The sequence below is a fragment of the Bosea sp. PAMC 26642 genome, from assembly GCF_001562255.1.
Lineage (GTDB): Bacteria > Pseudomonadota > Alphaproteobacteria > Rhizobiales > Beijerinckiaceae > Allobosea.
This window is the reverse complement of the sequence record NZ_CP014301.1, coordinates 5,263,015-5,283,245: the sequence shown is the minus strand read 5'-3', so window position 1 is coordinate 5,283,245 and position 20,231 is coordinate 5,263,015. Positions and strand designations below refer to the sequence as shown.

General features: G+C 66.0%; 18 protein-coding genes. 8 read left to right on the top strand and 10 right to left on the bottom strand.

All coding sequences use genetic code 11. The features are described from left to right. Window positions 1-37: 37 nt before the first annotated feature. Together AXW83_RS25285 and hisC are read right to left on the bottom strand one after the other, a co-directional pair. Complete coding sequence (locus AXW83_RS25285; protein ID WP_066619029.1) at window positions 38-985, bottom strand: prephenate/arogenate dehydrogenase family protein; 948 nt, start codon at window positions 983-985, stop codon at window positions 38-40. Continuing rightward, window positions 982-2,088: a histidinol-phosphate transaminase gene (hisC, locus tag AXW83_RS25280; protein WP_066619027.1), complete on the bottom strand. Its 1,107-nt coding sequence runs from the start codon at window positions 2,086-2,088 to the stop codon at window positions 982-984. Before hisC ends, AXW83_RS25285 begins: the two co-directional genes overlap by 4 nt. Between hisC and AXW83_RS25275 the strand changes: the two genes are divergently transcribed. Then, window positions 2,087-2,278: a hypothetical protein gene (locus AXW83_RS25275; RefSeq protein WP_156640416.1), complete on the top strand. Its 192-nt coding sequence runs from the start codon at window positions 2,087-2,089 to the stop codon at window positions 2,276-2,278. The genes hisC and AXW83_RS25275 overlap by 2 nt on opposite strands. On the opposite strand, the gene AXW83_RS25270 is transcribed toward AXW83_RS25275, so the two are convergent. Further along, entirely contained in the window at window positions 2,259-3,095 is an 837-nt protein-coding gene (locus AXW83_RS25270; protein ID WP_066619021.1) for a chorismate mutase, read from the bottom strand. The two genes, AXW83_RS25275 and AXW83_RS25270, sit on opposite strands and share 20 nt — an antisense overlap. A gap of 169 nt (window positions 3,096-3,264) precedes the next feature. Here AXW83_RS25270 and metX point away from each other — a divergent pair, with 169 nt between their 5' ends. Together metX and metW are read left to right on the top strand one after the other, a co-directional pair. Continuing rightward, window positions 3,265-4,434, top strand: a complete 1,170-nt coding sequence (metX, locus tag AXW83_RS25265; RefSeq protein ID WP_066619018.1) for a homoserine O-acetyltransferase MetX — start codon at window positions 3,265-3,267, stop codon at window positions 4,432-4,434. Between the two features lie 217 nt (window positions 4,435-4,651). Continuing rightward, window positions 4,652-5,221: a methionine biosynthesis protein MetW gene (gene metW, locus AXW83_RS25260; RefSeq protein WP_066621231.1), complete on the top strand. Its 570-nt coding sequence runs from the start codon at window positions 4,652-4,654 to the stop codon at window positions 5,219-5,221. A 99-nt stretch (window positions 5,222-5,320) separates the two neighbouring features. On the opposite strand, the gene clpB is transcribed toward metW, so the two are convergent. After that, window positions 5,321-7,942, bottom strand: a complete 2,622-nt coding sequence (gene clpB, locus AXW83_RS25255) for an ATP-dependent chaperone ClpB (protein ID WP_066619015.1) — start codon at window positions 7,940-7,942, stop codon at window positions 5,321-5,323. A 178-nt stretch (window positions 7,943-8,120) separates the two neighbouring features. Here clpB and AXW83_RS25250 point away from each other — a divergent pair, with 178 nt between their 5' ends. Next, entirely contained in the window at window positions 8,121-8,465 is a 345-nt protein-coding gene (locus AXW83_RS25250; protein WP_066619012.1) for a DUF2293 domain-containing protein, read from the top strand. 83 nt (window positions 8,466-8,548) lie between these two features. After that, window positions 8,549-9,340, top strand: coding sequence for an MOSC domain-containing protein (locus AXW83_RS25245; protein ID WP_066619010.1), 792 nt, complete (start codon window positions 8,549-8,551; stop codon window positions 9,338-9,340). Between the two features lie 90 nt (window positions 9,341-9,430). On the opposite strand, the gene AXW83_RS25240 is transcribed toward AXW83_RS25245, so the two are convergent. From AXW83_RS25240 to otsA, 6 genes are all read right to left on the bottom strand, one after another. Continuing rightward, window positions 9,431-10,510 (bottom strand): DUF4167 domain-containing protein, encoded by a 1,080-nt coding sequence (locus AXW83_RS25240; protein WP_066619007.1) that lies wholly within the window; start codon window positions 10,508-10,510, stop codon window positions 9,431-9,433. A 391-nt stretch (window positions 10,511-10,901) separates the two neighbouring features. Next, complete coding sequence (gene prmC, locus AXW83_RS25235; protein WP_066619005.1) at window positions 10,902-11,723, bottom strand: peptide chain release factor N(5)-glutamine methyltransferase; 822 nt, start codon at window positions 11,721-11,723, stop codon at window positions 10,902-10,904. Between the two features lie 41 nt (window positions 11,724-11,764). Further along, window positions 11,765-12,013: a hypothetical protein gene (locus tag AXW83_RS25230; protein WP_156640414.1), complete on the bottom strand. Its 249-nt coding sequence runs from the start codon at window positions 12,011-12,013 to the stop codon at window positions 11,765-11,767. A 72-nt stretch (window positions 12,014-12,085) separates the two neighbouring features. Further along, window positions 12,086-13,171: a peptide chain release factor 1 gene (gene prfA / locus AXW83_RS25225; RefSeq protein WP_066618999.1), complete on the bottom strand. Its 1,086-nt coding sequence runs from the start codon at window positions 13,169-13,171 to the stop codon at window positions 12,086-12,088. A 59-nt stretch (window positions 13,172-13,230) separates the two neighbouring features. After that, window positions 13,231-15,498 carry a phosphoenolpyruvate--protein phosphotransferase gene (gene ptsP, locus AXW83_RS25220; protein WP_066618992.1) on the bottom strand — a complete coding sequence of 756 codons (2,268 nt, stop codon included), beginning with the start codon at window positions 15,496-15,498 and terminating at the stop codon, window positions 13,231-13,233. A 175-nt stretch (window positions 15,499-15,673) separates the two neighbouring features. Further along, window positions 15,674-17,212 (bottom strand): alpha,alpha-trehalose-phosphate synthase (UDP-forming), encoded by a 1,539-nt coding sequence (otsA, locus tag AXW83_RS25215; protein ID WP_082767398.1) that lies wholly within the window; start codon window positions 17,210-17,212, stop codon window positions 15,674-15,676. Here otsA and AXW83_RS27405 point away from each other — a divergent pair. The 3 genes from AXW83_RS27405 to AXW83_RS25205 are packed head-to-tail and all read left to right on the top strand — an operon-like array spanning window position 17,211 to window position 20,116. Then, window positions 17,211-17,480 (top strand): hypothetical protein, encoded by a 270-nt coding sequence (locus AXW83_RS27405; protein ID WP_156640412.1) that lies wholly within the window; start codon window positions 17,211-17,213, stop codon window positions 17,478-17,480. The genes otsA and AXW83_RS27405 overlap by 2 nt on opposite strands. Window positions 17,481-17,503: 23 nt before the next feature. Continuing rightward, window positions 17,504-18,271, top strand: a complete 768-nt coding sequence (gene otsB, locus AXW83_RS25210; RefSeq protein ID WP_236841769.1) for a trehalose-phosphatase — start codon at window positions 17,504-17,506, stop codon at window positions 18,269-18,271. Window positions 18,272-18,277: 6 nt separating this feature from the next. After that, complete coding sequence (locus AXW83_RS25205) at window positions 18,278-20,116, top strand: glycoside hydrolase family 15 protein (RefSeq protein WP_210179630.1); 1,839 nt, start codon at window positions 18,278-18,280, stop codon at window positions 20,114-20,116. Window positions 20,117-20,231: the final 115 nt, after the last annotated feature.

Here is a 20,231-nt window from a genome sequence, read left to right as displayed (position 1 = left end):
CTTGGCAAGGTGAAGTCCCGACCGAAGCGGGGCAAGCTCAGGATTTGCGCAGCTTTTCCGTCTCCGGCTTTTCCTGGCCGAGCGCAACGATGCCGCGGCGGATGGCGCGGGTGCGGGTGAAATGCTTGTGCAGCGTCTCGCCGTCGCCATAGCGTATGGCCCGCGTCAGCAGCGCGAGATCTTCGCTGAAGCGGCCCAGCATCTCCAGCACTGCGTCCTTGTTGTGCAGGAAGACGTCGCGCCACATCGTCGGGTCGGACGCGGCTATGCGGGTGAAGTCGCGAAAGCCGCCGGCGGAAAACTTGATCACCTCCGACTGCGTCACGGCCGCCAGATCCTCCGCCGTGCCGACGATGTTGTAGGCGATCAGATGCGGCAGGTGGCTGGTGACGGCCAGCACGAGGTCATGATGCGTCGCGGTCATGACCTCGACGATCGCGCCCATGCCCTCCCAGAACTGGCGGGTGCGGGCGATGGCGGTCTCGTCAGTGCCGTCCGGCGGCGTCATGATGCACCAGCGGTTGAGGAACAGGCTCGGGAAGCCGGCATCGGGGCCGGAATTCTCGGTGCCCGCGACCGGGTGGGCCGGGACGAAATGCACGCCCTGCGGCAGATGCGGCAGAACCGCCTCGACGACCGCGCTCTTGACCGAGCCGACATCCGAGAGGATCGCGCCCGGCTTCAGAGCCTGCGCCATCTCGGCTGCTACACTCCCACAGGCACCGACCGGCACGCAGAGAATGACGTGGTCGGCGTCCCGAGCCGCATCGGCCGCCGTCTCGGCGACGCGATGTCCGAGGCCGAGTTCGCGGGCACGGAGACGGGCGGCCTCGTCGCGGTCGTAGAGGACGATCTCGCCGGCAAGGTTCAAAGCCTTGGCCGCGTGCGCGATCGAGGAGCCGATCAGGCCGATGCCGATGATGGCAAGACGGCCGAAGATCGGCTCCTCGCGCCGGGGCGCGAAGCTCTCCGGGTTCGCGGTCATGGCTTGTCTTTCAGGAAATCCGCCAACGCCGCCACGACGAGGCGGTTGGCCTCCTCGCTGCCGATGGTCAGACGCAAGGCACCGGGCAGGCCGTAGGCTCCGACGCCGCGCAGGATCAGCCCGCGCTGGGTCAGGAAGGCGTCGGCCTCCTTCGCCGTCTTGCCGGGCGTCGCGGGGAAATGGATCAGGATGAAGTTGCCGACCGAGGGGGTGATCGTCAGGCCAAGCTTCTCCAGTTCGGCGGTCGTCCAGGCGAGCCACTTGTCGTTATGTTCGTTCGCGGCCGCGACATGCGCCTCGTCGGCGATGGCGGCGGCGCCCGCCTCGATCGCCGCGCCGTTGACGTTGAAGGGCCCGCGGATGCGCTCGAGCGCATCGATGATGTGCGCCGGGCCGTACATCCAGCCGATGCGCAGATTGGCGAGACCGTAGATCTTCGAGAAGGTCCGCGTCATCACGACGTTCTCGCTTTCCGCGACCAGCTCCAGCCCGGAGGCATAGTCGTTGCGGCGGACATATTCGGCATAGGCCGCGTCGAGCACGAGCAGCACGTCGGCCGGCAGGCCGGCGTGCAAGCGCTTGACCTCGTCGAAGGGCAGATAGGTGCCGGTCGGGTTGTTGGGGTTGGCGAGGAAGACGATCTTCGTACGCGACGTGATCGCCTTCAGGATCGCATCGACATCGGCGGTGAAGTTCGTCTCCGGCACGACGACAGGCTTCGCGCCGGCAGCGAGGATGGCGATGCGGTAGACCAGAAAGCCGTGCTCGGTGAAGACGCCTTCGTCGCCGTCGCCAAGATAGGCCTTGGTGATGAGCTGGAGCAGTTCGTCCGACCCCGTGCCGCACAGGATACGGCCAGCATCGAGCCCGTAGCGGCCGGCAATGGCTTCGCGCAGCTTCGTGGAGGCGCCGTCCGGATAGAGTTCGAGCTTGCCGGCCATGCTGCCATAGGCTGCGACCGCCTTGGGGCTCGGGCCGAGCGGCGTCTCGTTCGAAGAGAGCTTGTGCAGCTTCACGCCGGCCGGGGCGGCGGATTTGCCGGGCACATAGGCCTCGATGTCGAGGACGCCGGGACGGGGGACGGGACGGCTGGCGATGGACATGAGTTTGGCTTCCGGTTTGGTTCTCTCCACCGTCATCCCGGACAAGCGGCGAAGCCGCGCCGATCCGGGATCCATCATCGAGCACGACAGCACTCTAGGATGGATCCCGGATCTCCGCTTCGCTGTGTCCGGGATGACGGTGGAGGATCAGGGGACAGGCATGGATGGGTTCACGAGCGGGCGGATTTGACGGCGAAGCGGGCGGCGTGGCTGCCGATCTCGGCGAAATCGCTGAGGCCGGCCGGCTCCAGGGCCTTACGGATCACGCCCTGATCGACTTCGCCGGAGGCGGCGACCAGCAGCGACAGATGCGAACCGTCGGCAGCGCTGGCCGAAACCTCGGCGAGATGCTGGGCGAGCCCCGCGCGCAGCGTCTCCGACCAGCGCTCGACGCGGGCGGCATAGAGTACGATCTCGCGGACGGCGGCGTCGGCCAGCGGCTTGGCGATGCAGTAGACCGGCGTGCCGGCGGGATGGCCGGGGCGCTCGATGAAGGGCAGACGCGCGATGATCTTGGGACGGTCGGGGCCGATCAAATCGCGCCACCAGATGCCGGCGCTGGCGCCCTGGTCCATGCGGAAGATGCCGAGATCGCCGGCCGAGTCCCCGACGGCGCGGATGACGGCGCGCGCATCCTCATGGGTGACGAAGGGTACGGTGAAGCCGAAATGGAAGCGGGCAGAATCGCGCATCGCCGCATCGCCGCCTGAGACGTCGGCATGGACCGCATAATTCGCCTGCACGAAGGTGAAGGTCGCGATGATGATACGCCAGATGCCCTCGATCGTATCGAGCGGCAGCAGACCCTTATGACGCAGCGCCAGCCGCTTCATCATGTCGGCCTCGCGGCCGGGCCGGAAGGCCGAGCCCGAGACCTGCGTCTTCTTGACCGCGATCAAGGTCTCGATGATCGAGGAGCGCTCCATCAGCAGCGCGTGCATCTCGCTGTCGATGCGGTCGATCCCGGCGCGCAGATCGGCAAGGGTGGTGGGAGCGGCTTCGGTCATGATGCAATCTTGGCAGGTTCGCGCGTCTCTTAGCGCCCATAGTGAAACTTGGCAAAGCCGCGATATAGCAGCGCGCGTTGACACCGCGCGCGTGGCACGGCATCGCTAAAGTTCGATCTTCCGAACAAGCAGACCGGCAAGACAAATCATTCTGTCAAAGCGGACGAAGATGAGCGATCTCTCCTTCACCCTCGCAGACCCGCTGAAGGAGGCCAACGAGCCCTCCAGCGCAGTCGCGCGGTTCGGCCCCGAGACGCCGCTGCTGATGGATTGCGGCGTCGTGCTCGAGCATTGGCAAATCGCCTACCAGACTTATGGCGCTTTGAATGAGTCGCGGTCGAATGCCGTTCTGGTCTGCCACGCGCTGACCGGCGATCAGCATGTCGCCAGCCGCAACCCGATCACCGGCAAGGGAGGCTGGTGGACGGCGATGATCGGGCCGGGCAAGCCGATCGACACCGAGCGCTTCTTCGTGATCTGCGCGAATGTGATCGGCGGCTGTACCGGCACGACGGGGCCGGCCTCGACGAACCCCGAGACCGGCAAGCCCTGGGGGCTTTCCTTCCCGATGGTGACGATCCGCGACATGGTGCGGGCGCAGCGGCACCTGATCGACTCGCTCGGGATCGACAGCCTGTTTTGCGCCGCCGGCGGCTCGATGGGCGGAATGCAGGTGCTGCAATGGGCGGCGAGCTATCCCGAGCGCGTGTTCTGCGCCCTGCCGCTGGCGACCGGCGCCAAGCATTCGGCCCAGAACATCGCCTTCCACGAGGTCGGCCGGCAGGCGGTGATGGCCGACCCCGACTGGCGCGGCGGGCGCTATCTCGAAGAGGGCACCCGGCCCTCCAAGGGCCTCTCGGTGGCGCGGATGGGCGCCCATATCACCTATCTCTCGGAGCCGGCCTTGCACCGGAAATTCGGGCGCAGGCTGCAGGACCGCGAGGCGCCGACTTTCTCCTTCGATGCCGACTTCCAGGTCGAGAGCTATCTGCGCCACCAGGGCGTCTCCTTCGTCGAGCGCTTCGACGCCAATTCCTATCTCTACGTCACCCGCGCGATGGATTACTTTGACCTCGCCGCCGACCATGACGGCGTGCTGGCCAAGGCCTTCGCGGGCACGAAAACGCGGTTCTGCGTCGCCTCCTTCACCTCCGACTGGCTGTTTCCCACCGCGGATTCGCGCGCCATCGTCCATGCGCTGAACGCGGCGGGCGCCTCGGTCTCCTTCGTCGAGCTTGAGAGCGACAAGGGCCACGACGCCTTCCTGCTGGAGGAGCCAAACCTGTTTGCGACGACGCGCGGGTTTCTGGGCGCGGCGGCGCGGGCACGGGGGATCTGATGGCGAGCACCTTCCGCTGTCATTCCGGGGCGGGCCGCAGGCCCGAACCCGGAACCCACGACTGGGTGAGCCCTGTCGACAGGCCGGCTGTGTCCGTCGAGCCCCGTCGTGGGTTCCGGGTTCTTCGCTGCGCGAAGCCCCGAAATGACAGCGGGAGCGCCCGGTGACAACGACAGACCTCAACACCAACCGTATCGACCTGAAGCTCGTCGCCGAGATGGTGACGCCCGGATCGCGCGTGCTCGATGTCGGCTGCGGCGACGGGGAATTGCTGGCGCTGCTGGCGGAAACCCGCAATGTCGATGCGCGCGGCATCGAACTCTCGCGCACGGGCGTGGCGGGCTGCGTCGCACGCGGGCTATCGGTGATCCAGGGCGACGCCGACACCGACCTCGCCGACTATCCCGACGACAGTTTCGACTACGTCATCCTCTCCCAGACCATCCAGGCGACGCGCAATCCCCGGCTCGTACTCGAACACATGCTGCGGATCGGCCGCCGCGCCATCGTCTCCTTCCCGAATTTCGGGCATTGGCGGATGCGCAGCCAGGTCTTCTTCCGGGGACAGATGCCCGTGACGGATTCGCTGCCCTATGCCTGGTGGGACACGCCCAACATCCATTTCTGCACGATCCGCGATTTCGTCTCGCTCTGCGACGCGGTCGGCGCCGAGAAAGAGCGCGCGGTCGCGCTCGATGCCGCCGGAGGCAAGGTCGGCGTCAGCGCGCCCTGGTGGTTCTGGAACCTGTTCGGCGCGCAGGCGGTGTTTTTGCTGAAGCGGGGGTAGGGCCGTGCCGTAGTGCTCGGGCTTGACCCGAGCATCTCATGGACGAAATCCTCGGGTCGCCGCTTGCGCGGCGCCCGAGGATGACGCAACTGCGCCGCGTCAGTTCAACGCCACGCCCACCGGACGCTTTTCCTTCACGGCCGCGACATCGCCGATCATCAGGCTGGTCGGGCCGACGGTGACCGGGACGCGGTCGCCGTCGCCGATCTTGCCCGAGAGCAGCAGCTCTGCCATCGGATCCTGGACGTATTTCTGGATCGCGCGCTTGAGCGGGCGGGCGCCATAGGCCGGGTCGTAGCCCTTCTCGGCCAGCCATTCACGGGCATCCTCCGAGAGGTCGATCGCCATCTTGCGATCGACCAGCAGCCTGGCGAGACGGGCCATCTGGATATCGACGATCGCGCCCATATCCGCCCGCCGCAGGCGGTGGAACAGGATGATGTCGTCGATACGGTTCAGGAACTCCGGCCGGAAGGCCTGCCTGACCACGCCCATGACCTCGTCGCGCACCTCTTCGGAATCCTGGCCCTCGGGCTGGGCGACGAGATAATCGGAGCCCAGATTCGAGGTCATGATGATCAGCACGTTGCGGAAATCGACCGTGCGGCCCTGCCCGTCGGTCAGGCGCCCGTCATCGAGTACCTGCAGCAGCACGTTGAAGACGTCCGGGTGGGCCTTCTCGACCTCGTCGAACAGCACGACCTGATAGGGCCGGCGGCGCACGGCTTCCGTCAGCGCCCCGCCTTCCTCATAACCGACATAGCCGGGAGGCGCGCCGATCAGCCGCGAGACCGAGTGCTTCTCCATGTATTCGGACATGTCGAGGCGCACCATCGCGGTCTCGTCGTCGAACATGAACGAGGCCAGCGCCTTGGTCAGCTCGGTCTTGCCGACGCCGGTGGGGCCGAGGAACATGAAGGAGCCGATCGGCCGGTTGGGATCCTGCAGGCCGGCGCGCGCGCGGCGCACCGCCGTCGAGACGGCCTCCACCGCCTCGCGCTGCCCAACGACGCGGGCCGCCAGCACCTCCTCCATGCGCAGGAGCTTTTCCTTCTCGCCCTGCAGCATCCGGTCGACCGGAACGCCGGTCCAGCGGCTGACGATCTGTGCGACATGGTCGGCCGTGACGGCCTCCTCGACCATGCCCGACGTGTCGCCTATAGCCTCGATCTCGGCCAGCGCCTTCTCGAGCTGCGGAATCTCGCCATAGGCGAGTTCGCCGGCGCGCTGGTACTCGCCCTTGCGCTGCGCCTGCGCCAGTTCGTTGCGGGCGTTGTCCAGCTTGGTCTTGAGTTCGGCGGCGGCGCCGAGCTTGTCCTTCTCCGCCTTCCAACGCGCGGTAATCGTGGCCGAACGGGTTTCGAGATCGGCGAGTTCGGATTCGAGCCGGCTCAGGCGCTCCTTCGAGCCCGCGTCGCTCTCCTTCTTCAGCGCCTCCTGCTCGATGCGCAGGCGCACGATCTCGCGGTCGATCGTGTCGAGCTCCTCGGGCTTGGAATCGACCTGCATCCGCAGGCGCGCAGAGGCCTCATCCATCAGGTCGATGGCCTTGTCGGGCAGGAAGCGGTCGGTGATGTAGCGGTTCGACAGGGTGACGGCAGCGACCAGGGCGGAATCCGTGATGCGGACGCGGTGATGCTGCTCGTATTTCTCCTTGAGGCCGCGCAGGATCGAAACCGTGTCCTCGACGCTGGGCTCGTCGACGAAGACGGGCTGGAAGCGCCGGGCCAATGCCGCGTCCTTCTCGACATATTTGCGGTACTCGTCGAGCGTGGTCGCACCGATGCAGTGCAGGTCGCCGCGTGCAAGCGCGGGCTTGAGCAGGTTGGAGGCGTCCATCGCGCCGTCGGTCTTGCCGGCGCCGACGAGGGTATGCATCTCGTCGATGAACAGGATCACGCCGCCATCAGCGGCCGAGACCTCGTTCAGCACCGCCTTCAGACGCTCCTCGAACTCGCCGCGGTACTTCGCGCCGGCGATGAGCGAACCCATGTCGAGCGAGAGCAGCTCCTTGTCCTTCAGGCTCTCGGGCACGTCGCCATTGACGATGCGCAGCGCCAGCCCCTCGGCGATGGCGGTCTTGCCGACGCCGGGCTCGCCGATCAGGACGGGGTTGTTCTTGGTCCGGCGCGACAGCACCTGGATGGTACGGCGGATCTCCTCGTCGCGGCCGATGACCGGGTCGAGCTTGCCGTCGCGCGCCGCAGCCGTGAGATCGCGGGCGTATTTCTTCAGCGCGTCGTAAGCCTGCTCGGCGCTGGCGGAGTCGGCCGTGCGGCCCTTGCGGATCGCCTCGATCGCGGTGTTGAGGCCCTGCGGCGTCACGCCCGCCTTGGCCAGCGCCTTGCCGGCCTCGGTGTCCTTCTCGATCGCCAGCGCCAGCAGCAGCCGCTCGACCGTGACGAAACTGTCTCCCGCTTTGTCGGCAGCCTTCTCGGCCGTATCGAAGACACGGGCGAGGCCGGGCGTGAGGTTCAGGCCCGAGGCACCGTTCCCGCTGACCTTGGGCAGCGTGTTCAGCGCCACATCGGTCAACTGCAGCGCCAGTTTTGCCTGGCCGCCGGCGCGGTCGATCAGGCCTGCCGCCATGCCCTCGCTGTCGTCGAGTAGCGCCTTGAGCAGATGCTCCGGCGTGAACTGCTGATGGCCCTCGCGCAGCGCGATGGTCTGCGCCGCCTGCAGGAATCCCTTGGCCCTGTCGGTGTATTTCTCGATGTTCATGTCTTGCGTCTCTCTGCCCACCGGCGCGCCCCGTAGCAGCGTGGTCCGGTTGCCTGTCGTCAGAATGGAGCTCCCGCCTGGGCCGCCCCTCGTGGACAGAGATAGGTGTGGCATCCGCGCAACGGAAGAGGGCAGGCCTGCAATTGACCTGGGCTGGATCCAGCGCGCACGATAGGCCATGGCAGGGACGCAGCGACAGCAGTCGATCCGCAAGGCGCTTCGGGCGCTGGCACCGGGGATCCCGCTCGCGGATGCGCAGGCGGTGCTGGCGCTGGCGGAGCGTCGGCACATGAAGGATCTGCCGCCCGCGACGGCGCTGTGGCTGGCACTCGGCAGCCATGTCCGGCATGTCCATACCGATTACGAGCAGCTGCTCGAGGACGGTTACGAGCGCGAGGCGGCGCGCTTCTTCGTGGCGGAGGAGACCGACGCCGTGCTCGCCGGATGGGGCTGCGAACGCTCCGTGACGGAGAGCGAGGAGGTAGAGGCCGAGGCCATCAAGGTCAAAGTTTCCCGGCGCTGATCGAACTCATCTGACGATTTGATCGAACGAGCCGGTGATATGGCGTTAGTCTGCCACAACCATTGCCGCTCGGATCGTCTACCATGCGTATCGCCTCGCTTTTTCGCTATCCGGTCAAGGGCCTGTCGCCCGAACGCCTGCCGCGTGCCAACCTCCCGACCGCCGGCTATTTCCCCGGCGACCGGATGTTCGCCATCGAGAACGGGCCTTCGGGTTTCGATCCTGCGGAGCCGGTCCATCAGCCCAAGATCAAGTATCTGATGCTGATGCGTAACGAGGTGCTGGCGACGCTGCGCACGCGCTATGACGACGCCAGCGGGGATCTTGTCGTCACCCGGAACGGCACCGACGAGCTGCGCGCCAATACGTCGACGCCAGAGGGTCGGGACAGCATCACGACATTCTTCGAAGGCTTCATGCCCGAAGAGCTGCGCGGCAGGCCAAGGCTGCTGCAAGCCTTGGACGGCTACCGCTTCACCGATTCGCGCTCTGGCTTCGTCTCCATCATCAACCTCGCCAGCGTCGCCGATCTTGCGGGCCGGATCGGCTCAAGCCTCGACCCGCTGCGCTTTCGCGGAAACGTTATGGTTGAGGGGCTTGCGCCCTGGGCCGAGAACGACCTCGTCGGCCGAGAGATCAGCGGCCCATCCGGCCTGAGGCTGAGGGTGATCAAGCGAATCGAGCGCTGCGCCGCGACCAATGTCGATCCGCAGACGGGCCTGCGCGATCTGCAGATTCCGAAGGCATTGATGACAGGCTATGGCCATGTCGATTGCGGCATCTATTGCGAGATCGTTGCCGGTGGGACGCTATCGGAAGGCGACAGGCTGGAGTCTTCGCCGGCCGAAGCGGTGGCACCGCTCGGTATTGCCTGATACCGAAATCGGTCGGTCCTCCGGTCTTCGACAAAGAAAAAAGGGAACCCTTGCGGGTTCCCTTCGATCGTTTCGGCAGATGATTTCACGTCACTCGGTAACGTTGTCGCTGTCGGAGCCGAGCGCGTCCATGACCTCGCGGGGAGAGCGGCGGCGGCGCGGGCGCTTCGGCGCGGATGCCTCGTCTGACACCGGCGCTGCCGCCTCCTGAGGCTTGGCCGGAGCAGCCGCGGGCGGCGTCTCCTCGACCACGGCGACCGGAACCCGCACCGGGGTGGTCAGGAAGGACGGCAGTGCCGCGGCGACATCGATCGCCGGTTCGGCTTCCGCATCGAAATCCCGGCGCGGGCGACGCTCGGCCCGTTCGGGACGCGGACCACGCTCGGGCCGGTCACGCTCGATACGCGGCTCGGCCTGCTGGCGGACCGGCGCGACATCGGGCTGTTCGGACGGCACGGGGATATCCGACCTCGGCGCATCGGGGCGGGGCGCATAACCGCCCTGCCCGCCGGGCGCATTGTCCTGGCGCTGGAAACGGCTCTCGCCGCGATCCGGGCGGTCGTTGCGATCAAAGCGGCGATTGCCGGTTCGGTCGTTGTTCTGGCGATCGTTGTTCTGGCGGTCGGAGTTGTTGCGATCGGGGCCGTTGCGGTCCTGATTGTTCCGATTCGGGCGGTCGAAGCGCTGGCCGTTGTTCTGCTGCGGGTCGGACTGGTCGCCCTCGGCACGGGGCGCTCCATTGCCGTTATAGCCGTTGCCGTTGGCGCCGTTGTTCTGGCCGCGAAGATCAGGCTGGGGCCCGGTGCCGGGCTGGAATTCGGGAGCGTCATCATCGCCCTCCTCCTCGCCGTCATCGGGATTGTCGCCGAAGCCGCGATTGGGCGGGAAACTGTGACCGAATTGCTGGGCCATCTGCTCCTGCGCGGCCAGCAAGATGCGATAATAGTGTTCCGCGTGCTGGAAATAGTTTTCCGCCGCGACCGGATCGCTCGACGACTGCGCATCACGCGCCAGTTGCAAGTATTTCTCGGCAACATGCTGCGCTGTGCCGCGCACCTTCACGTCAGGCCCGTTGGATTCATAGCTCCGCTGCAGCGGGTTCGGCGCCTTGCGGTTACCATTGCTGTTATTGTTGTTATTATTGCCGCTATTGTTGTTACGGCCGCGCATACGCCGGTTCTGACCTGGTCTCATTAGCGTCTATCTCGCGCTCTGTTCGTTCTGAGCAACCGTTGCGTCGTCATGCACGCTCCGGTGCACAGCGGGTTGCGACGCTGCACCGGGTTGAGTTGACCTGAAGGGGCGTTACGCCGTTTCTGGTCTTCACGCGCTCTTTCCATGGGGGGCTTTTACGCCCCGGAGGCCGTCGGCGCCACGACGCCTTGGGATTTCCAACCTGTTTCGTCAGTGTCGTCGATCCGCGGACAAATCCGAAGACAACATCTAGCCAATAAGGGGATGACCCAAGGCTCGGCACTGACGACACCAGCTTCGGCTGAAAAGCTCATAGCGCTTTTCGCGTATCTTTCCAAGCAAAATCGCAAAAAGCCTGTGGGCAGCGTCATGGCGTGAAGATCAGCGCCCGCAGATGTCCTCCGAGATCGTGACGCCCTCCTTGGTGAACGAAGCCCGCCAGGTTCATGATCGCGATCACATCGTCGGCCTGCCCCGCGCCGATCTCCAGCACGACGATGCCGCGCGGGGACAGGACGCCAGGCAGGCCGCGCGCCAGGGCCCGGTACGCATCGAGCCCGTCCTGGCCGCCATCGAGCGCCAGGCGCGGATCATGCTCGCGAACCTCCCGCGACAGCCCTGCGATGTCGCCGGCCGGGATGTAGGGCGGATTGGAGACGACGAGATCGAAGGCCTCGTCGAGCCCTTCTGTCCAGTTGCCCTTCCGGAAGGAGGCGCGTGCCGCCACACCATTGCGCTCGGCGTTGCCGCGCGCCGTGGCGCAGGCCTGACCAGACATGTCGATGCCGATCCCGCGCGCGCCGCCATATTCGCTGAGCAGCGCGATCAGCAGGCAGCCCGTGCCGGTGCCGAGATCAAGGATCGCGAGCGGCTCGTCGCGGCGCGGATCGAGGGCTTCGAGCGCGGCCTCGACGATCGTCTCGCTGTCGGGCCGCGGCTCCAGCGTCTCCGGAGAGAGCTTAAACGGCAGGCCCCAGAACTCGCGCTCACCCACGATGCGCCAGACCGGCTCGCCCGCCAGGCGACGGGCGGCCAAATCGTCGAGGCGATCGAGCGTCGCACGATCGAGAACATGAAGGTCCTCCGGAAGGTCCTTCAGCGCCGCCTCGACCAGCCAGCGTGCGTCCACTGCAGCCGATTCGATGCCAGCAACGCGAAAACGCGCCGCCAACCGGCGGCGCGCACTCATGATCGTATCGCTTTGCCCATAATCAGGCTCGGCGGACGAACTCAGTTGCCCTGCATCTTGCCGTTTACGCAGGTCTTCATCTTCGTGCGGATAGCGCTCTTGCTTTCGCGGGCTCCCCGCATCTCCTGCTGGCATGCACTCCGCGCTTGGCGCTCCGTCATCGCCTTGTCCAGGGCGGCCGGCTGACCGGCGGTCGCCTTGCGGAGCATACGCTCCTGCGACTGTACCGGGGACGCCACGGCCAGCCCCATCAGGCCCGCGACGGCGATGCTCGAAATGATCTTGATCATGATGTTCTCCAGCCGATTGAGGTCGTTGCGACACATCAACGCGGGGGAAGCCCGGAGGTTTCATCGTCATGGTCAGGACATGCCTTCTTCCGCCAGCAGTCCGGCCTGGTGCTCGGCGGTCAGCGCATCGATGATCTCGTCGAGTACAAGGCCCTGCATCATCTCGTCGAGCTTGTAGAGCGTCAGGTTAATGCGATGATCGGTGACGCGGCCTTGCGGAAAGTTGTAGGTGCGGATGCGCTCCGAACGGTCACCCGAGCCGATCTGGGAGCGCCGGTCGGCGGCGCGATCGGCATCGGCGCGGCTGCGCTCGATGTCGTAGAGCTTGGCGCGCAGCAGATCGTAGGCGCGCGCCTTGTTCTTGTGCTGTGAACGCTCGTCCTGGACCACGACCGCGATCCCGCTCGGCAGATGGGTCAGGCGCACGGCCGATTCGGTCTTGTTGACGTGCTGGCCGCCGGCGCCGCCGGCCCGCATCGTATCGATGCGGATATCGGCATCGTTCAGGACAATATCGACATCGCCCGCCAGCGGCAGCATGGCGACCGTCGCGGCGGAGGTATGGATGCGCCCGCTGGTCTCGGTATCGGGCACGCGCTGGACGCGGTGGACACCGGATTCGAATTTCAGCCGGGCATAGACGCCCTTGCCGGCGATCTCGGCGATGACCTCCTTGAAGCCGCCGACGGTGCCTTCGCTTTCAGAGAGGACATCGACGCTCCATCCCTTTTGGGCGGCGTGGCGCTGATACATCCGGAACAGGTCGCCGGCGAAGAGCGATGCCTCGTCGCCACCGGTGCCGGCACGGATTTCGAGGATGACGCCGCGCTCGTCGGCAGCGTCTTTCGGCAGCAGCGCGATCAGGATTTCGCGGGCTCGCGTGTCGATCTCGATGCGCGCAGCGTCGCGCTCCTCATAGGCCAGGTCGCGGAACTCGGCGTCGGTGGCGGGATCGTCGATCAGCCCTTGCGCCTCGTCCAGCGTCGCGAGCGCCTGGCGCCAGGCTGCGATGGCCGTGACGACCGGGTCGAGTTCGGAGAGTTCCTTGGCGAGTTCCACCGTCCGCACCGCGTCGGAGGCGGTGTTGATCTCGGCGGAGGCTGCGGCGTGGCGCGCGACGATGCCATCGAGGCGGTCCTGGGGAAGCTGAAGCGACATCGGAAACTCGGATATTGAAACGGTGCGAGGGGGGTCTTCCGGCGGCGAGGACGGCCTCGCTAGACCGGAACCTTGAACTCTGCCGCAAACGCCGCAAGCTGGGGCCGCAGGCTGGCGGAACCGTCGGGCGAGGCCAGCATCCAGTCCATGCGCTCGCGCAGCTTGCCGGTATCGAGCGCACGCAGCATAGCCTTGATCGGGCCGATCGCGGCCGCCGACATCGAGAAGGCGCGATAGCCCAGCCCGATCAGCGCCATCGTCTCCAGCGGCTTGCCGCCCATCTCGCCACAGACGGTAACCGGGCAACTCGCCTCGGCGGCCGCATCGACGATGCTGCGGAGCGCCCTGAGCGCGCTGACGCCGAGCGGATCGAATCGGTCCGAGACCCGCTTGTTCTCGCGGTCGGCCGCGAACAGAAACTGCATCAGATCATTGGTTCCGATCGAGAGGAAATCGGCTTCTCGCGCGATTTCCGGCAGTTCGAAGAGAAGCGAGGGCACCTCGACCATGACGCCCAGTCTAAGGCTGAGCGGCGGCTCATGACCCTGCTTGGCCAGCATCGCCTGCTCGCGCTGCATAAGCACGCGCGCACGCTGGAATTCGTCCACCGTCGCAACCATCGGCAGCATGATCTTCATGTCGCGGCCGGCGCCAGCGCGCAAAAGGGCGCGCAGTTGCGCGCGCAGCAGGCGCGGCTTGTCGAGGCCGATGCGGATCGCGCGCCAGCCCAGGGCCGGATTCTCTTCCTCGACGCGTTCCATATAGGGCAGCACCTTGTCGCCGCCGATATCGAGCGTGCGAAAGGTCACGGGCCGCCCTTGAGCCTGGTCGAGCACCGCGCTGTAAAGCTGCTGCTGTTCGCTGGTGGTCGGCATGTGTTGCGCGACCATGAACTGAAGTTCCGTTCGGAACAGGCCGATCCCGGAGGCCGCGGTGGCCTCGAGGTTGGGCATATCCACCAGCAGGCCCGCATTGATCTGCAGAACGACCGGGACACCATCCTTGGTGATCGCGGGCTGCGTCTTGAGCTTGCGGTACTGCTCCTGCTTGCGGGCACGCAGCCGCGCCTTGTCCTTATAGGCATTCTCGACATCGGGCTGCGGCCGGATCTGGACCTCGCCGGCCTGCCCGTCGACGATGACCGCATCGCCCGACTGGATCAGCGCGGTGGCATTGACGATTTCACCGACCGCCGGGATGCCGAGCGCGCGCGCCACGATCGCGATATGGCTGGTGGGGCCCCCCTCCTCCAGCACGAGGCCGCGCAGATGGGCGCGGTCGTAGTCGAGCAGTGCAGCAGGCCCCATCGAACGCGCGATCAGGATGGCGTTTTCGGGCAATTGCTCGCGCGCAACGCCGTTAGCCTTTCCCACCAGCGTCCGCAGCAGCCGGTTGGCCAGATCGTCGAGGTCGTGCAGGCGCTCGCGCAGATAGGGGTCGGTCTGGCGCAGCATCTTCGCGCGCGTATCCGATTGTACGCGTTCGACGGCGGCCTCGGCCGTGAGGCCGGTCATGACGACTTCGCGCATCCGCCTGAGCCAGCCCTGATCATGGGCGAACATGCGAAATGTCTCGAGCACGTCGCGATGCTCGCCGGTATGGGCGACGTCGCCGCGCTCGATCAGTTCGTCGATCGAGGCACGCATTTCCGCGATCGCCGCTTCCAGCCGCCTGACCTCGCTCGCAGGATTCTCGGCGATGAGGTTGGTGATGGCGACCCGCGGCTCGTGCAGCACCGCGTGGCCGAGACCGACGCCGTCGGCAAGCGACGCGCCGATGCCATGGATCGGACGGTCGAGCCCGATCGAGGCCCCGGGGGCGGCTAGCGACTTGAGGCCGCCGGCTGCGATCATCTCCGCCATGATCATGGCGGTGGTCTGCAGCGATTCGACCTCCTCCTCGCTGTAGAGCCGCGTCGCACGATTCTGGATGACGAGAACGCCCATCACGGCGCCGCCGCGCAGAATCGGTACGCCGAGGAAGGAGTGGTAGATTTCCTCACCCGTTTCGGGCCGGTAGGAGAAGGCCGGATGGGCCTGCGCGTCCGAAAGCGCGACCGGCTCGGCTTCGCGCGCGATCAGGCCGACGAGGCCTTCCCCTGCACGCATGGTCGTCAGGTGGACCGCCTCGCGGTTGAGGCCTTCGGTGGCGTAGAGCTCGAGCGAGCCGTCCTCGCGCAGGACGTAGACCGAGCAGACTTCAGCGATCAGATTGCCGGCGATCAGGACGACGAGCCGGTCGAGCCGCTCCTGCGGGCTGATCGACGCTGCCATCACCTCGCGGAGGCGGCGCAGCAGAACGCCTGGTCCTCCGAGAGCGCCTCGCATCGATCTCAGCCCTCCGCCTGCCTCTTCAGCCATCGCGGCCGATGCCTCCGGAGACCTGACACCTGTCATGGCCGAGTCGCAAGCGAGCCTTGGTTCCAGCCGCCTTCTAGCGAGGCCGGGGCCTGTTCGGCAAGGGCTACAACCTGACCGAGAACAGGAAAGGCGAGTATCCGGTTCAAGCGGGGCGCGACACCGGTGTCGTCTTGGCAGCCCGCGGCTTCGGTCTGGGCTTTGCCGGATTTGATCCGTCCGACTTCGGCACGGCCGACATGGGCGCCTTCTTGCGAGCAACGGGGCGACGCCGTTGCGGATTCGCTGGCGCGGACTCGGCGCCCGCCAATTCGATGCCGGACAGCGCCTGTAGGTAACGGTGCGTCCACCAGCCGATATCTGTCGCGGAGATCGTCGCGTAGAGCCGCTCGAAGCGGCGGATGCGCTCGGATTTCGGCATGGCAAGCGCGGTGCGGATGGCTTCCGCGACTTCGTGCGTGTCATAGGGATTGACGATCAGCGCCTCGCCCATCTGCTGGGCGGCGCCGGCAAAGCGCGACAGGACGAGTACGCCGGGATCGGCCGGGTCCTGCGCGGCGACATATTCCTTGGCGACGAGGTTCATCCCATCGCGCATCGGCGTCACCAGACCGACCTGGGCGCGCCGGTAGAAGCCCGCCAGCGCATTGCGGGAATAGGCCTTCTTGACCACCCTGATCGGTGTCCAGTCGAATTCGCCCAGCGCGGCGTTGAGGCGGCCGGCGACCTCGTCGGACTGACGATCGAGTTCGGCATATTCGGGCACGTCGGAGCGAGAGGGCGGCGCGATCTGCAGAAGGCCGACCCGGCCGCGCTGCTCGGGATGGTTGCGGAGGAACTGGCCGAAGGCCTCCAGGCGCTGCACGATGCCCTTCGAATAGTCGAGCCGATCGACGCCAATGACCAATTTGCGCTCGCCCAGGGTCTCCTTCGTCGTCTTGATGGGGCGCGTCGCGGCCCGCTCCGAGGCCGCGGCGAGTTTCCTGAAGGCTTCGACGTCGATGCCGATCGGAAAGGCCTGCACGATCGTCTCGCGGCGGCCCACCTTGACGTGATCGCCATCCACCTTGGCGCCGCATAGCGCCACGAGGCCACTAACCAGGTTGCGGACATCGACGACCGTCTGGACCCCGACGAGATCGTAGGCCGCCATGGTGCTGATCAGTGTGGCGCTGAACGGCAGCGCGCCGAAAACCTCGGCCGGAGGCCAGGGAATATGATGGAAATAGCCGATGCGATTCCTGACGCCGCGCCGGCGCAACTCGGCTGCCAGCGGGATCAGGTGGTAATCATGGATCCAGACGACGTCGTCGGGCTCCAGCAAGGCGATCAGCGCCTTGGCGAAGCGCCGGTTGACCGCGAGATAGCCGGCATAATCGGTGCGGGAAAATTCGGTCAGGCCGAGGCGATAATGCATATTCGGCCACAGGGCCCGATTGGAGAAGCCGAGGTAGTAGGTCTGGCGCTCGGCCTCGGTCAGGTCGGTAACGGCGTAGGTGACCTTGCCTCGCTGGACCGTCCGAACGGCATTGGCATCGGATTCCACCACGTTTCCGCTCCAGCCGAACCATAGCCCCCCGCGGGTCTCGAGCGCCTCGCGCAAGGCCACCGCCAATCCCCCTGCCGCAGCCTTCTCGTGGCGATCGGGGATGGTGACGCGGTTGGACACGATGACGAGACGCATGGCTGAACAGTTCTTTCAAAAACGACGCCTGCCCGAATTTCGACACCGGCGGCAGGAACAGAACGCTGCTGCGAACGTAAGGTTTCCCGAGGCGGCGCGGACGCCGAGCGGGATTATGGCTGGATCGCGGCCGGATCTCGAGATCAAGATCATGCTGGAAGACGAAGATTTCGGTTCGCGAAGCCTGCGAACCCATCGTAAACGTACTCTATGGGGCCACCAGCCAGGAAGCCGCATTTTGCCGGCCTCATGGCCAGACAGACAGTGATGACGGATTTGAGCGACACTCATTTGACGGATGGTATTGTTTCCTCTGCTGGCGAACAGCCGGGCATCGCCCTGTTTCTTGATTTCGACGGAACGCTGGTGGAAATCGCGCCCCTCCCCGACGCGGTGAAGCTCGACCGCAGGATGCCCGCCGCCCTCGACGCCTTGCGGAGCAGCCTCGGCGGGGCCCTTGCCCTCGTCTCGGGCCGGCCGATCGACTTTCTCGACGAGGTGCTTGCGCCTCATCGCTTCGATATAGCGGGTCTTCATGGCGCGCAGATCCGCATGGACGGCGAGATCCGTTCGCAACTGGACGTTCCGGATTCGATGCGCGAGGCGACGCGCGATCTCGTGCGGTTCGCCAACAGCAACGTCGGCGTGATCGTGGAAGATAAACGGATCTCGGTGGCGCTGCACTGGCGGATGGCGCCGCACCTGCAGGACGAGGCGCTGGAGATGATGCGCGCCATCGCGCTGCGCATGGGACCCGGCGTGCGGCTCCAGGAGGGCAAGGCGGTCGCCGAACTGGTCCCGGCCGGCGCCAGCAAGGGCGAGGCCATCGCCTGGCTGATGAGCCATCCGCCCTATGCCGGACGCAAGCCGGTCTTCATCGGCGACGACGTCACCGACGAGGCCGGCTTCGAGGCTGTCAACGCCATGGGCGGCCTGTCGATCCGGATCGGCGAGGGCGAGACCTGCGCCGCCCGCAGACTTGCCTCGCCAACCGAATTGCGCTCGATCATCCTTGCCGCTGCCGAGACCGGCAGCCTGACCGATTCGAGCTTTTCATAGGTTGACATGACAATTTCGACGACCGTGGGGCTGCATTCAGCCTCGCTCGACCTCGGCGTGATCGGCAATTGCTCGATCGCAGCCCTCATCGACCGGCGCGCGCGCATCGTCTGGGGTTGCTTTCCGCGCTTCGACCGCGACCCGGTGTTCTGCGCGCTGATCGACAACCAACCCGATGACGGCGAGGCCATGCCGGCGAAGGGCGTCTTCGCGATCGAACTGGTCGGCATGACGCTCTGCGAGCAGGCTTACCTCGACAATACCGCGATCCTCTCCTCGGTGCTTTCCGACGACCATGGCAATGCGATCGAGATCCTCGACTTCGCGCCACGCTTCGTACGCTATGAGCGTTTCTTCCGGCCGCCGCAGCTGGTGCGGCGCGTCAGGAGGATTTCGGGGCGGCCGCGCATTCGCGTCGTGGTGAAGCCATGCCTCGGCCTCGGCGCAGAGCCCGACGAGATGACGCGCGGCTCCAACCATGTCCGCTTCGTCGGGGCCGACCAGACGATCCGCCTGACGACCGATGCGCCGATTTCCTATGTCGTCGATGGCGTTCCCTTCGCGGTCGATCGGCCATTTTCGTTCTTCATCGGCTCGGACGAGGCGCTGCGGGCGGAGATCGAGACAACCTCACGCGAATTCCTCGACAAGACGACGGACTACTGGCGCGACTGGGTCCGGTCTCTCTCGATCCCCTTCGACTGGCAGAAGGAGGTGATCCGGGCCGCGATCACATTGAAGCTGTGCTCCTTCGAGGAATCGGGCGCGATCGTGGCTGCCCTGACCACTTCGATCCCGGAGGCGCCGGGCACGCAACGCAACTGGGACTACCGCTTCTGCTGGCTGCGCGATGCCTATTTCGTCGTGCACGCGCTTAATCGGCTAGGCACGACGCGGACGATGGAGGACTATCTTGGCTTCATCACCAATATCGTCGATACCTTCTCCGAAAGCGGGGCCGAGCATCTGCCGCCGCTCTATCCGATCACGCGCGGCGGGGCGCTCGACGAATTCGAGGCCAAGAACCTCTCGGGCTATCGCGGCCACCAGCCGGTGCGCTTCGGCAACGGTGCGGCGACCCAGATCCAGCACGACGGCTATGGCGCGGTCGTGCTCGCAGCGACGCATTCCTTCTTCGACCAGCGCCTGATCCAGCCCGGCAAGGACGCGCTGTTCGGGCAGCTCGAACATATGGGCGAGCTTGCGATCGCCTGTTTCGACAAGCCCGATGCCGGCCCGTGGGAACTGCGCGAGAAGGAGGCGGTGCACTCTTTCTCCAGCGTGATGTGCTGGGCGGCCTGCGACCGGCTCGCCCGCATTGCCGGGACGCTAGGCCGCGCAGACCGGAAAGACTTCTGGAAGGGCGAAGCCAGGCGGCTGAAGCAGATCATCGGCGACCGCATCTGGAACCAGGAAAAGGGCCATTTCGTCTCCACCTTCGACGGGGCCGACCTCGATGCGACGTTGCTGCTCTTCGCGGAACTCGGCTTCGTCAAGGCCGACGATCCGCGCTTCATCGCGACGGTGGAGGCGATCGGCCGCGACCTGACGCGCGGCGACCTGCTCCTGCGCTACGCGACGCAGGACGATTTCGGCTTCATGCACACCGGCTTCCTGATCTGCGCCTTCTGGTATGTCGATGCATTGCACGCCATCGGCCGGCACGAGGAGGCGGTCGAGCGCTTCAACCGCATCCTCACGCGCCGCAACAGCTTCGGCCTGCTCTCGGAGGACGCCGACCTGACGACCGGCGAACTCTGGGGCAATTTCCCGCAGACCTATTCGATGGTCGGGATGATCAATTCGGCGATGCGTCTCAGCCGGAATTGGGAAGAGGCGTTCTGAGATCGAGCGTAAGGCGCATCCGTCATTGCGAGCGCAGTGAAGCAATCCAGAGGGTTGCGCGAGACCTCTGGATTGCTTCGCTACGCTCGCAATGACGCGTCTGTGTCACGGCTTG

Bases quoted from the DNA above. Each gene is read 5' to 3' on its own strand.
- AXW83_RS25285 (WP_066619029.1), bottom strand. From the start codon at position 985: ATGACCGCGAACCCGGAGAGCTTCGCGCCCCGGCGCGAGGAGCCGATC.
- AXW83_RS25275 (WP_156640416.1), top strand. From the start codon at position 2,087: ATGAGTTTGGCTTCCGGTTTGGTTCTCTCCACCGTCATCCCGGACAAG.
- hisC (WP_066619027.1), bottom strand. From the start codon at position 2,088: ATGTCCATCGCCAGCCGTCCCGTCCCCCGTCCCGGCGTCCTCGACATC.
- AXW83_RS25270 (WP_066619021.1), bottom strand. From the start codon at position 3,095: ATGACCGAAGCCGCTCCCACCACCCTTGCCGATCTGCGCGCCGGGATC.
- metX (WP_066619018.1), top strand. From the start codon at position 3,265: ATGAGCGATCTCTCCTTCACCCTCGCAGACCCGCTGAAGGAGGCCAAC.
- metW (WP_066621231.1), top strand. From the start codon at position 4,652: ATGGTGACGCCCGGATCGCGCGTGCTCGATGTCGGCTGCGGCGACGGG.
- clpB (WP_066619015.1), bottom strand. From the start codon at position 7,942: ATGAACATCGAGAAATACACCGACAGGGCCAAGGGATTCCTGCAGGCG.
- AXW83_RS25250 (WP_066619012.1), top strand. From the start codon at position 8,121: ATGGCAGGGACGCAGCGACAGCAGTCGATCCGCAAGGCGCTTCGGGCG.
- AXW83_RS25245 (WP_066619010.1), top strand. From the start codon at position 8,549: ATGCGTATCGCCTCGCTTTTTCGCTATCCGGTCAAGGGCCTGTCGCCC.
- AXW83_RS25240 (WP_066619007.1), bottom strand. From the start codon at position 10,510: ATGCGCGGCCGTAACAACAATAGCGGCAATAATAACAACAATAACAGC.
- prmC (WP_066619005.1), bottom strand. From the start codon at position 11,723: ATGAGTGCGCGCCGCCGGTTGGCGGCGCGTTTTCGCGTTGCTGGCATC.
- AXW83_RS25230 (WP_156640414.1), bottom strand. From the start codon at position 12,013: ATGATCAAGATCATTTCGAGCATCGCCGTCGCGGGCCTGATGGGGCTG.
- prfA (WP_066618999.1), bottom strand. From the start codon at position 13,171: ATGTCGCTTCAGCTTCCCCAGGACCGCCTCGATGGCATCGTCGCGCGC.
- ptsP (WP_066618992.1), bottom strand. From the start codon at position 15,498: ATGCGAGGCGCTCTCGGAGGACCAGGCGTTCTGCTGCGCCGCCTCCGC.
- AXW83_RS27405 (WP_156640412.1), top strand. From the start codon at position 17,211: ATGGCTGAACAGTTCTTTCAAAAACGACGCCTGCCCGAATTTCGACAC.
- otsA (WP_082767398.1), bottom strand. From the start codon at position 17,212: ATGCGTCTCGTCATCGTGTCCAACCGCGTCACCATCCCCGATCGCCAC.
- AXW83_RS25205 (WP_210179630.1), top strand. From the start codon at position 18,278: ATGACAATTTCGACGACCGTGGGGCTGCATTCAGCCTCGCTCGACCTC.